9 protein-coding genes are annotated in these 12870 nt (G+C 63.8%); 7 read left to right on the top strand and 2 right to left on the bottom strand.

All coding sequences use genetic code 11. The annotated features are described in order from the left end of the window. Window positions 1-459 precede the first annotated feature (459 nt). From JQ611_RS26170 to JQ611_RS26200, 7 genes are all read left to right on the top strand, one after another. Window positions 460-1614, top strand: a complete 1155-nt coding sequence (locus tag JQ611_RS26170) for an iron-containing alcohol dehydrogenase (protein WP_212467002.1) — start codon at window positions 460-462, stop codon at window positions 1612-1614. Between the two features lie 74 nt (window positions 1615-1688). Then, window positions 1689-3251: an AMP-binding protein gene (locus JQ611_RS26175; protein ID WP_212467003.1), complete on the top strand. Its 1563-nt coding sequence runs from the start codon at window positions 1689-1691 to the stop codon at window positions 3249-3251. Window positions 3252-3553: 302 nt separating this feature from the next. Continuing rightward, on the top strand, window positions 3554-5149 hold the full coding sequence (locus tag JQ611_RS26180; protein ID WP_212033552.1) for an ABC transporter substrate-binding protein: 1596 nt from the start codon (window positions 3554-3556) through the stop codon (window positions 5147-5149). A 39-nt stretch (window positions 5150-5188) separates the two neighbouring features. Beyond that, complete coding sequence (locus JQ611_RS42755; RefSeq protein WP_212033553.1) at window positions 5189-6136, top strand: ABC transporter permease; 948 nt, start codon at window positions 5189-5191, stop codon at window positions 6134-6136. Between the two features lie 11 nt (window positions 6137-6147). After that, window positions 6148-7041, top strand: coding sequence for an ABC transporter permease (locus tag JQ611_RS26190; RefSeq protein ID WP_212269402.1), 894 nt, complete (start codon window positions 6148-6150; stop codon window positions 7039-7041). After that, on the top strand, window positions 7041-8054 hold the full coding sequence (locus JQ611_RS26195; RefSeq protein WP_212467004.1) for an ABC transporter ATP-binding protein: 1014 nt from the start codon (window positions 7041-7043) through the stop codon (window positions 8052-8054). Before JQ611_RS26190 ends, JQ611_RS26195 begins: the two co-directional genes overlap by 1 nt. Beyond that, window positions 8051-9043 (top strand): ABC transporter ATP-binding protein, encoded by a 993-nt coding sequence (locus tag JQ611_RS26200; RefSeq protein WP_212467005.1) that lies wholly within the window; start codon window positions 8051-8053, stop codon window positions 9041-9043. Before JQ611_RS26195 ends, JQ611_RS26200 begins: the two co-directional genes overlap by 4 nt. Before the next feature lie 187 nt (window positions 9044-9230). Here JQ611_RS26200 and JQ611_RS26205 read toward each other — a convergent pair whose 3' ends face one another. Further along, entirely contained in the window at window positions 9231-11192 is a 1962-nt protein-coding gene (locus JQ611_RS26205; RefSeq protein WP_212467075.1) for an acetyl-CoA carboxylase biotin carboxylase subunit, read from the bottom strand. A 5-nt stretch (window positions 11193-11197) separates the two neighbouring features. Further along, window positions 11198-12814: an acyl-CoA carboxylase subunit beta gene (locus JQ611_RS26210; RefSeq protein ID WP_212269399.1), complete on the bottom strand. Its 1617-nt coding sequence runs from the start codon at window positions 12812-12814 to the stop codon at window positions 11198-11200. Between the last annotated feature and the right edge of the window lie 56 nt (window positions 12815-12870).

Here is a 12870-nt window from a genome sequence, read left to right on the forward strand (position 1 = left end):
TCGTGTGCAGCTTTCTTTGCACTATTCGCACACGAGACCGCGGGTGCAGCGCGCATCCGGCATTCCCTGCGCCCTCTGAATTTTGGGGGCGAAGAATTCCAGCACAACTCGGGCGCATCGCGCCGCGAGAATGCGAAGGTGCGTTTGCTTACCCTCCCCTGGAGGGGTCCGAGACAAGCGAAGCTTGCTCGTGGGTCGACGCGAAGCGGCGGGGTGGGGTGACGGTCTATCCCCTCGGACAGTCCCCGTGTTGAGAGATCACCCCACCCCGTCTCACATTTCGCTACGCTCAATGCGAGCCGACCCTCCCCCTCCAGGGGAGGGTGAAAGCAACGCATGCGCCGGTATGAAGACTTGGTACTGCCGGGATGCACCCCCGCTCCCCCCGCATCATCTTCGGGCATGACGGCCGGAATTTCCTCCGCTAACCTCCATTCAAAATGTCCGGGGAGGACAAGCGTGCATAGAGGGCGTGTGGTATTCGGCGCCATGGATGAGGTCGTGTTCGGACGGCCTGCATCCGAGGTGATCGTCGAGCAGATGGACCGGCTCGGCGCTGTCAGAGCGTTCCTGATGGTCAGCGGCACGCTTAACCGCGAGACTGACGTGATCAGGAACATTCGCGACGTGCTGGGGCCGCGCTGCGTCGCGACGTTCGACGCGATGCCCGCCCACACGCCGCGCGCGGCCGTGATCTCAGCGACCGAACAGGCCCGATCAGCCAAAGCCGATCTCATCGTCACCGTCGGCGGCGGCTCGATCACCGACGGCGCCAAGGCGGTGCAGCTCTGCCTCGCCAATGACATTACGACCGTCGAAGGCATCGACAAAATAAGGGCCGTTGCCGGCGCGCCGCCGCCGATGAACCCGCCGGCGGTGCGGCAGATCAGCGCGCCGACGACGATCGCCGGCGGCGAATTCACCGCAAACGCCGGCGTTACCAACGAGCGGACCAAGGTCAAGGAAGCGCTGCGCCATCGGCTGGTGATGCCGCGCGCCGTGATCCTCGACCCCGCGATCGGCCTGCACACGCCGGAATGGCTGTGGCTGTCGACCGGCATCCGCGCCGTCGACCATTGCGTTGAGGGCATTTGTGCGCGCGAGGCGCATCCCTATGCCGACGCCCAGGCGCTGAAGGGGCTTGCGCTGCTGGCGCAGGCGCTGCCGCGGGTGAAGGCCGATGGCGCCGATCTCGACGCGCGGATGGATTGCCAGATCGGCACCTGGCTTTCGACCGGGCCGCTGGCCGCGGGCGTGCCGATGGGCGCCAGCCACGGCATCGGCTACGTGCTCGGCGCCGAGTTCGGCGTGCCGCACGGCCACACCTCCTGCGTGATGCTCCCCTTCGTGATGCGCTGGAACAAGCCTGTGAATGCCGAGCGCCAGGCGCTGGTATCAGCCGCGATGGGGCATCCGGGCAAGGATGCCGGCGACGTGCTCGATAATTTCATTCGCGGCCTCGGCATGCCGCGCAGCCTGCGCGAGGTCAAAGTCGGGCCTGAGCATTTCGACCGCATCGCGCGGCAGGCGATGGCGACGCCGTGGGTGCCGCGCAACCCACGCAAGATCGAGGGACCTGCACAGGTGCGCGAGATTCTCGAACTGGCGGCCTAGAGCATGATCCGGAAAAGTGGGCACCGGTTTTCCGAGATGATCATGCTCAAAACAAAGGGATAGACGGAAAGTAAATGTACACCGGCAAGCATGTAAAACTTCGTCCGCTGCAGCCCGCCTTCATCATGGCGGGAACCGGCGAGACCGTCACCTATCGCGAACTCGACGCGCGCTCCAACCGGCTGGCGCATCTGTTCCGTCAACGCGGCCTGAAGCGGCTCGACCATTATTCGATCTTCATGGAGAACAACAGCCGCTATCTCGAAGCCTGCGGCGCCGGCGAACGCTCCGGCCTCTATTACACCTGCGTGAACTCCTACCTCACCGCAAGCGAGCTCGCCTATATCCTGACCAACAGCCAGTCGCGCATCCTGATCACATCGAGGGAAAAACTCGATGTCGCGCGCGAGGCGCTGAAGGAATGCACGCACGTCGAGCTTTGCATCGTCGCCGATGGCCAAGGAGAAAGTGGGCCCGAAAGCGATCGCATCGTCGGCCTGCTGGACGTAACGGCAGGATTGCCGCACACGCCGATCGCGGATGAATGCGTCGGCACCGCGATGCTCTATTCCTCCGGCACCACCGGCCGGCCGAAGGGGATTCTGCGCCCGCTGCCGGAACTGCCGGCCGACCAGAATTTGCCGCTGTTCGATTTCCTGGTGAAGATCTGGCAGTACCGCGAGGGCATGATCTATCTATCGCCGGCGCCGCTCTACCATTCGGCGCCGCAGGCCGCCGTCAACCTCACCATCAAGATGGGCGGCACCGCCATCATCATGGAACGGTTCGATCCCGAACATTATCTCTCGCTGGTTCCGAAATGGGGCATCACGCACACCCAGCTGGTGCCGACGATGTTCTCGCGGATGCTGAAGCTGCCGGAAGAGGTGCGCACGCGATACGATCTCTCCTCGCTCGAGATCGCGATCCATGCCGCCGCGCCCTGCCCCGCGGCGGTCAAGGACGACATCATCAAATGGTGGGGACCGATCATCCACGAATATTACGGCGCCACCGAAGGGCTCGGCTTCACCTCCTGCAACAGCCAGGAGTGGCTTGCCCATCGCGGCACCGTGGGCCGGGTGCTGCTCGGCGATCTGCATATTCTCGACGAGAACATGCAGGCCGTTCCCGTCGGCACGCCGGGCACGGTGTGGTTCAAGACCGCGACGCCGTTCGAGTATTTCGGCGACCCGGCCAAGACGAAGGAGGCGCGCTCGGCGGACGGCAGCATGAGCACGGTGGGCGATGTCGGCTATGTCGACAATGACGGCTTCCTCTATCTCACCGACCGCGCGACGTTCATGATCATCTCCGGCGGTGTCAACATCTACCCGCAGGAATGCGAGAACTTGCTGATCACCCATCCCAAAATCGCCGATGCCGCGGTGTTCGGCGTACCCAATCCGGATCTGGGCGAGGAAGTGAAGGCGGTGGTGCAGCCAATGCCCGGCGTTTCGCCAGGAGCGGATCTCGCGGAGGAATTGATCGCGTTCTGCAGCCAGTCGCTGTCGCGCCAGAAAGTGCCGCGCTCGATCGATTTCGAGAAGGAGCTGCCGCGGCTGCCCACCGGCAAACTCTACAAGCGCCTGTTGCGCGACCGCTATTGGGGCAACAAGACCTCGCGGATCGTGTGAGGAGCTCAGGATTGGCAAACGCGCGACCGCGTTGATGCGAAATATGCCGGAACGTGACGGCGTGAGCGCTCGGGTGAGGCATTATGGCGCGATCATCTTGTGTGCGTCGCAACGACGGCGCCAATTGCTCAGCCATATCCGTGCAAACGGTCGCAAAAGTCAGGCCAGTTCCGCCATACGGAGTTTCATTCGTCCGAATTGCCAACCTCCGCACGGCCTTGGCCGGTTGCCCGGCAGGATGGTCATGCTATCGTCGGCGGTAATCGGCCATTTGAGACCGAACATTCTCGGGAGGGGACACCATGCGGAGCGTGCGAACGCTTGCCGTCGCGGCGTTGTTATTGCTGCCGGCCTACCATGTTGCATCGGCGGGCGAGCCCAAGCAGGGCGGCATCCTCAAGGTCTATCACCGCGACAGCCCGGCCAGCGCCTCGATCCACGAGGAGGCGACCTATTCGGTCAACATTCCCTTCATGCCTGTTTTCAACAACCTCGTGATCTACAAGCAGGACGTCCCGCAGAACTCCATGGAGTCGATCGTCCCTGACCTCGCGGAGAGCTGGGCGTGGAGCGGCGACAAGAAGAAGCTCACCTTCAAGCTGCGGCAGGGCGTCAAATGGCACGACGGCAAGCCGTTCACCTCCGCCGACGTCAAATGCACCTTCGATATGCTGATGGGCAAGTCGCAGCAGAAATTCCGCAAGAACCCGCGAAAATCCTGGTACGACGAGGTCGTCGACGTCACCACGTCAGGCGATTTCGAGGCGTCGTTCAATCTGAAGCGGCCGCAGCCGGCGCTGCTGGCGCTGCTCGCCTCCGGCTATACGCCGGTCTATCCCTGCCACGTCTCGCCCGGCGACATGCGCACCAAGCCGACCGGCACCGGCCCGTTCAAATTCGTCGAGTTCAAGGCCAATGAATCGATCAAGCTGACGCGCAACCCGGATTACTGGAAGAAGGGCCTGCCGTATCTCGACGGCATGGAATTCACCATCATCACCAACCGGTCGACGGCCATTCTCGGCTTCATCTCCGGCCAGTTCGACATGACCTTCCCCACCGAAGTGTCGATCCCGCTGCTCAAGGACGTCAAGAAGCAGTCGCCGAATGCCGTGTGCGTCGTCGAGCCGATCAACGTCTCGACCAACATCATCGTCAACTCGTCCTCGCCGCCGTTTGACAGCCTGGATATCCGCCGCGCGATGGCGCTGGCGATCGACCGCAAGGCGTTCATCTCGATCCTGTTCGAGGGACAGGCGGATATCGGCGGCACCATGCTTCCCGCGCCGGGCGGGTTGTGGGCGATGCCGAAAGAGATGCTGGAGACCATCCCGGGCTACGGCCCCGACATCAACGCCAACCGGGAAGAAGCGCGCAAGCTGATGCAGAAGGCGGGCTTTGGGCCGGACAAGCGGCTCGCGGTCAAGGTCGCCACGCGCAACATTCCGATCTATCGCGACCCCGCCATCATCCTGATCGATCAGCTCAAGAGCATCTATATCGATGGCGAGCTTGACGTGGTCGAGACGGCGAACTGGTTCTCGAAAGTCGCGCGCAAGGATTATGCGCTCGGCCTCAATCTGACCGGCAATGCCGTCGACGATCCCGACCAGTCGTTCTACGAGAACTATTCCTGCGGCTCGGAGCGCAACTACACCAACTACTGCAACAAGGACATCGAAAAGCTGTTCGGCGAGCAGTCCCAGGAGACCGACGTCGCCAAGCGCAAGAAAATCGTCTGGGAAATCGACAAGAAGTTGCAGGAGGACGTCGCCCGCCCGATCATCTACCACGGCCGCTCGGGTTCCTGCTGGCAGCCCTACGTCAAGGGCATCACCATCATGGTGAACAGCTCCTATAACGGCTATCGTTACGAGGATGTATGGATGGACAAGTAACGTCCGCCATTACGTCGGCCGGCCAGGGAGAATAGCCAGGTGTTTGCTTATATCGTGCGACGCCTCGCCTTGATGTTCGTGACCCTGATCGGGATCTCGATCATCATCTTCGTGCTGCTGCGCGTCGTTCCCGGCAATATCGTCGACATCCTGTTCGACGCGGCCGGTTTCGTCGATCCCGCCGACAAGGCTAATCTGGAAAAGGAACTCGGTCTCAGCGACCCGATCGTGGTGCAGTATTTCCGCTGGATCGGCGGGTTGCTGCACGGCGATCTCGGCTATTCCTATGTGTCGGAAAAACCGGCTCTGCAGGAGATCCTGCCGCGGATTCCGATCACGGCGCGGCTGGCAGGGCTGGCGCTGCTGTTCTCCGCAGCGATCGGTATTCCCTTGGGCGTCATCAGCGCCGTTCACCAGGGCACAAGGCTCGATTATGCCTTGCGTATCGTCAGCCTGAGCGGGCTGTCGCTGCCCTCGTTCTGGCTCGGACTGCTGATCCTGATGGCGTCGGTTTCGATGTTCGGAACCATGCCGATCTTCAATCCCAATCCGAAAACCTGGACCGAAGCGATCGCCATCTACTGCGTTCCGGCGATGGCGGTCGGCTTTCGCAGCGCCGCGCTGACGATGCGCATCACGCGCTCCTCGATGCTCGAAATCCTGCGCCAGGATTTCATCCGCACCGCGCGCGCCAAGGGCGCCTCGGAGAATTCGGTCAATTATCGCCATGCGCTGAAAAACGCCATCCTGCCCGTCATCACCGTGATCGGCATCGAGGCCGCCTTTTTGATCGGCGGGCTGATCGTCACTGAAACCGTGTTCAATATCCCGGGCATCGCCCGCTTCCTGGTCGAGGCGCTGCGCTGGCGCGACTACCCGATCGTGCAGAACCTCGTGATGCTGATCGCCGTCGTCGTGGTATTCGCCAACTTCACGGTCGACTTGCTGTACGCCGCGATCGATCCGCGCATCCGGTACGGGGATTAGGAGATTCAGGTTTGGCCGTGGTCAATTACGATAGCGAACTGAAACGCGCCGGCGCCCATTCGACGCATGGCTGGCGCCGGCTGACGTTTCTCGCGCAACGCTACATGCTCGGCACCATCGGCCTCTTCATCATGGTGATGTTCGTCTGGGTGGCGATATCGGCCGATCTGATCTGCCGCTTCAGTCCGCTCAGCGTCGATTCCACGCACCGGCTGGCGGCGCCGGACGCCGTGCATTGGCTGGGTACCGATTCATTCGGCCGCGATGTCTGGAGCCGGATCGTCCATGGTGCCCGGATTTCGCTGGCCGTCGGCATCGGCGCCACGGTGCTGGGCTCAACGCTCGGCGTCATCGTCGGCCTCGTCTCCGGCTATCTCTCGGGCTGGGTCGATTTGCTGTTCCAGCGCGTGACCGACATTTTGCAGGCCCTGCCGCTGCTGGTGCTGGCGCTGGTCATGACGGCGGCGTTGGGGCCGTCGCTGCCGAACGTCATCATCGCGATCGCGATCCCGCTGATACCGACGGTGGCCCGCGTGATCCGCGCCAACACGCTGGCGTTGCGCGAACTGCCGTTCGTCGAGGCCGCCAAGTCGATCGGCATGAGCGAGACTCGTATCGCGATCCGCCACGTGCTGCCGAACACGCTGGCGCCGCTGATCGTGCTGGCGACCGCGCAGCTCGGTTCCACCATTCTCACCGAAGCCTCGCTGTCGTTCCTCGGCCTCGGCATTCCCGAACCCTATCCGTCATGGGGCCGCATGCTGTCGGAATCGGCGGCGGAATATGTCCGCACCGCGCCCTGGCTGGTGATCTTCCCCGGCGTCGCGATCAGCCTTGCGGTGTTCGGCACCAATCTGTTCGGCGACGCGCTGCGCGACATCCTCGACCCGAGGCAGCGCGGCTGATGACCGAGGCACGCGCGGATGAGACGGTTCTCGATGTGAAGAACCTGCAGACGGTGTTCTTCACCAATTCGGGCCTGTTCCGGGCAGTCGATGACGTATCGTTTCACGTCCGCCGCGGCGAGACGCTGGCGATCGTCGGCGAATCCGGCTGCGGCAAGAGCGTCAGCGCGCTGTCGATCATGCGGCTGGTGCCGGACCCGCCGGGGCGAATCGTCGGCGGCTCGGTGACGCTCGAAGGCACCGACCTGCTCGGCATCGGCGAAGCGGACATGCGCAAGATCCGTGGCAACCGGATGTCGATGATCTTCCAGGAGCCGATGACCTCGCTCAATCCGGTGATGCGGATCGGCGACCAGATCACCGAGGTGGTGCGCCTGCACCAGGACATGACGTCCAGGCAAGCGTGGACGAAAGCCGTCGAGATGCTGCGGCTGGTACGGATTCCCGAACCGGAGCGGCGCGCGCATGAATATCCGCACCAGCTTTCCGGCGGCATGCGCCAGCGCGCGATGATCGCGATGGCGCTGGCGTGCCGGCCGGCGCTGTTGATCGCGGACGAGCCGACCACCGCGCTCGACGTCACGATCCAGGCCCAAATCCTGGCGCTGATCGTCGATCTGCAAAAGACCCTCGGCACCGGCCTGATCCTGATCACCCATGATCTCGGCGTGGTGGCGCAGACCGCGCAGCGCGTCATCGTGATGTATGCCGGCAAGAAGGTCGAGGAGGCTACCGTCGAGGCGCTGTTCGAGAATCCACGGCATCCCTACACCCGCGGCCTGATGGCCTCGATGCCGGCGGTGATTTCGCTTGGCGCGAAAGAGGATGTCAGGTTGAACGAAATTCCCGGCATGGTGCCGTCGCTGACCAATTTGCCGCCGGGCTGCGCCTTTGCACCGCGCTGTCCGTTCGCGATCGACCGCTGCCGCGCCGAATATCCGCCGCTACTGGATTTCGGCGACAATCATTTTGCGGCCTGCTGGCGCGCGGCGGAAATGGTGGCCGCGATATGACCGACGCAACGCCCCTGCTCGAAGTGACCGACCTCGTCAAACATTATCCGGTGCGCGGGGGCATCCTGCGCCGGCGCATCGGCACCGTGCATTCGGTCGACGGCGTCAGCTTCTCGGTCGGCAAGGGCGAGACGCTCGGGCTGGTCGGAGAATCCGGCTGCGGCAAGTCGACGGTCGCGCGCAGCGTGCTGCGGCTGGTGGAACCGACCAGCGGCGCGATCAAGCTCAACGGCACTGACATCACCAACCTCAGCAAGGCGGATCTGCGGCCACATCGGCGCTCGATGCAGATCGTATTCCAGGATCCGTTCGCTTCGCTCAATCCGCGCATGACCGCCGGCGACATCGTCGGCGAGCCGCTCGGCGTCCACGGCCTTGCCACCGGCGCTAAGCAGCAGGAACGGGTCGCCGAACTGTTCGCCCAGGTCGGCCTGCGCGCGGACCAGATGAAGAACTATCCGCATCAGTTCTCCGGCGGCCAGCGGCAGCGCATCTGCATTGCCCGCGCGCTGTCGCTCGGGCCGAGCCTGATCGTCTGCGACGAACCGGTATCGGCGCTCGACGTCTCGATCCAGGCGCAGGTGATCAATCTGTTGATCGACCTGCAGCGCAAGAACAATTTTTCGTATTTGTTCATCGCCCATGACCTCGCCGTGGTCGCCCATATCAGCCACCGCGTCGCGGTGATGTATCTCGGCCGCATCGTCGAGATCGCGGACAAGACCGAGCTGTTCGCCAACCCGCGCCATCCCTATACGCAGGCGCTGCTCGCCTCGGTGCCGGTCGCCAACCCGAAGGCGAAGAAGCTCGCGCCGATGATCGACGGCGACGTGCCAAGCCCGATCAACCCGCCGTCGGGCTGCGCCTTCCACACCCGCTGCCGCTACGTGATGGACCGCTGCAAGGTCGAACGGCCGTCGCTGCTTGATGCCGGCGCGCGGCATCAGGTCGCGTGCTGGCTCAATGAGGGGACCGGGCGGGCGGAGTAACCTCCATCGTCGTCCCGGCGAACGCGGGTGGAGTAAACTCTATCGTCGTCCCGGCGAAGGCCGGGACCCATAACCCCGGTCATCTGTTGTTGGAAGAAGCCGTCGACCATTGTGCTCAACAATAACTGCCGCGGCGTATGGGTCCCGGATCGCGCTTCGCTTGTCCGGGACGAGATATGGTTTGCTGCTATACCGCCGCCTCGATCTCGACCACGATCTTCCCCGTCGTCACCTGCTCGCCCTCGGCCACATCGATCGCCGCGACCTTGCCCGCAACACCCGCCGTATGCACATGCTCCATCTTCATCGCCTCCAGCGTCATCACCGGCTGGCCGGCCGTTACCTGATCGCCCGGCTTGACCAGCACGGCGACGACGCGGCCGTTCATCGCCGCCCTCACCTTGCCGTCGCCGCCGCTGGCCGCGGCCGACACCGGTGCCGCCAGCGTCAGGTCACGAACCGCAATCGTGGCGCCGCGGTGCAGGAAGTAGAGCCGGTCCCGGTCACGCAGGAATTTGACGGACTCCGAAAGACCGTCGCGGCTGAAGCGGATGGTGTCGCCGCCGACGGCGTGAACTTCGATTCGATAGAGCGTGTTGTTGAGCCCGCGATAGCTGCCGTCACGCTCGCGCACGATCTCGATCTCATGGACCGCACCGCCGATCTCGACTCGAACGGGAACCGGGAACGCCGCCGCCAGCGAGCGTCCGGGCTTCCATTTCGGTGCCGAGGGATCGGTGACATACAGCAGCAACGCCGCAAGCTCGGCATCCGAAGCTGCACCCTTGCGCGGCGCCAGCAATTCATCGCGATGGTTGCCGATGAAGGCGGTGGTCGCCTCACCCGCGGCAAAACCGGGATGGCGCAGGCATGAAATCAGAAAGCCCTGATTTGTGGTGACGCCGAATGCGGCTAGCTGCTCCAGTCCAACGATCAGCTTGCCCCGGGCCTCATCGCGGGTCGCGCCGTGGCTGATGATCTTGGCGATCATCGAATCATAGAACGGCGGAATTTCGCAGCCGGATTGAAGCGCGTGTTCGACCCGGATACCGTCAGGCATCTGCCACAACGCCATCGTGCCGGATTGCGGCATGAAGTCGTGGCCGGCATCCTCCGAACACAGCCGCACCTCGATGGCATGGCCGGAAAATTTGATGTCTTCCTGCACCAGCCCGAGCGGCTCACCGCTGGCGACGCGCAGTTGCAGCTCGACCAGGTCGAGGCCCGTGATCGCCTCGGTGACGGGATGCTCGACCTGCAGCCGCGTGTTCATTTCCATGAAGTAGAACTCGCCGCTGCTATCGAGCAGGAATTCCAGCGTGCCGACGCCCTCATAACCGATCGATTTCACCGCTGACACCGCAACCGCGCCCATCCGCGCCCGCAGTCTCGGCGACACCGCCGGCGACGGCGCCTCCTCGATCAGCTTCTGGTGCCGCCGCTGCACCGAGCAATCGCGCTCACCGAGATGAACCGCGTTGCGGTAACGATCGCCGAACACCTGGATCTCGATGTGGCGGGGATTAACGATGGCGCGCTCGAGGATCACGGTGGGATCGCCGAACGCGCCCTGCGCTTCCGACCGCGCGCTCCGCAAGGCATCCGGAAATGCCGCCGCGTCCGCGACCAGCCGCATGCCGCGACCGCCGCCACCGGCGACCGCCTTGATCATCACGGGAAAGCCGATCTTTTTGGCTTCCGCCAGCATAACAGCGTCGCTCTGGTCGGCGCCCTGATAGCCGGGCACGCAGGGCACGCCAGCCTTTTCCATGATCTCCTTGGCGCCGGCCTTGTTGCCCATCGCCCGGATCGCTTCCGGCGACGGTCCGATGAAGACCAGACCCGCGTCACGGCAGGCCTGAGCAAAATCTTCGTTCTCGGCGAGGAAGCCGTAGCCGGGATGGACCGCCGTCGCGCCGCTGGCTTTGGCCGCCGCAATGATCGCCTCGATCCGCAAATAGGATTGCGCCGGCAGCGCCTCGCCAATCCGCACGGCTTGATCCGCTTCGCGGACATGAAGCGCGTCGCGGTCGGCATCGGAATAGACCGCGACCACGCCATAGCCGAGACGGCGCGCGGTGCGCATGATGCGCAGCGCGATCTCGCCGCGGTTGGCGATCAATATCTTGAAGAACGGCGTCGACTTCATCATCGTCATGGCCGCGCGACCGAGAATTGCATGGGCTGCGGCGTCCGTGCCTCGGCCTCGCGGCAGATTGCCAGCACCTCGGATAGCACGCTGCGGGTATCGCGCGGATCGATCACGCCGTCATCGAGCACACGTGCCGAGGTCGAGAACACGTCCATCTGGCCGTCGAACACGCCTGTTATCTGCGCCTTCATCGCGTCAAGCTTTTCCTTCTCGATCGGTTTGCCACGCCGCGCAGCCGCCGCTTCGGTAACGATCGCCATGGTCTCGGCCGCCTGCTCGCCGCCCATCACCGCCGTCTTGGCGTTGGGCCAGGAGAAGCAGAAGCGCGGATGGAAGCCGCGCCCGCACATGCCGTAATTGCCGGCGCCGAACGATGCGCCGCAATAGATGGTGATCTGCGGCACGGTCGCCGAGGTTACCGCCTGAATCATCTTGGAGCCGTGCTTGATCATGCCGGCTTCTTCGTAAGCCTTGCCGACCATGTAGCCGGTCGTGTTGTTCATATACAAAAGCGGCGTGCGCGACTGGCAGCAGGCCTGGATGAAGTGCGTCGCCTTGTTGGCGCCGGGCACATCGAGCGGACCGTTGTTGGTGATGATACCGATCGCCTGTCCCTCGATGCGGGCGTGGCCGCAGATGGTGGCGGGGCCGTAATTGCTGCCGAATTCGGTAAAATCGGAATCGTCGATAAAGCGCGCGATGGCCTGCCGCATGTCGACCGGACGCTTGTGGTCCATCGGCATGATGCCAAGCAGTTCCTCCGCGTCATAGCGCGGCGGCCGATACGAGGTTTCGGCCGGTTTTGGCCGGTCCCACTGCATATTGGTCATGATGTCGCGCGCGATCCGCAGCCCGTCGCGGTCGTCTTCGGCAAGATAATCGCCGAGGCCGGAGATCGAGGTGTGCATCTCGGCGCCGCCGAGTTCCTCTTCGGTCGCGATCTCGCCTGTTGCCGCCTTAAGCAGCGGCGGCCCCGCGAGGAAGGCGCGAGTGCGGCCGCGCACCATCACGATGTAGTCGGAGAGCCCGGTCTGGTAAGCGCCGCCCGCGGTCGATGAACCGTGCGTCACGGTGACAACAGGCAGTCCCGCCGCCGACAGCCTGGCCAGGTTACGAAAGATATTGCCGCCGCGAATAAAATCCTCGACGCGGTAGCGCAGCAGATTGGCGCCGGCGCTTTCGACCAGTTGCACGTAGGGCAGCTTGTTCTCCAGCGCCAGTTCCTGCACGCGCAAGGTCTTGTCGAGGCCGTAAGGCTGCAACGCGCCGGCGTCGATGCCGGAATCATTGGCGCTGATCATGCAACGGATGCCGGAGACGAACCCGATGCCGGCGATCGCCCCGCCGCCCGGGATGCTCTTGTCGGCATCCGGCACGTCGAACATGTAGCCCGCCAGCGTCATCAATTCGATGAAGGGCGAGCCGGGATCGAGCACCAGCGCAACGCGCTCGCGCGGCAATAATTGGCCGCGCTTGTGGAAGCGGTCCTTGGCAGCGGCGGAGGCGGTGCGCGTCCGCTCCTCAAGCCCGCGCATGCGCGCGATCAGCGCCAGCATGCCGTCGCGGTTGGCTCTGTAGCCGGCGCTGCTTGGGGCGATGGTGGATTCGATGATGGCCATGAATTAGTTTACTCCGTCGTTCCGGGGCGCGCAGCGAACCCGGAACCTCGAGATTC

It is taken from the genome of Bradyrhizobium sp. AUGA SZCCT0182, from assembly GCF_018130185.1.
Taxonomy (GTDB): domain Bacteria; phylum Pseudomonadota; class Alphaproteobacteria; order Rhizobiales; family Xanthobacteraceae; genus Bradyrhizobium.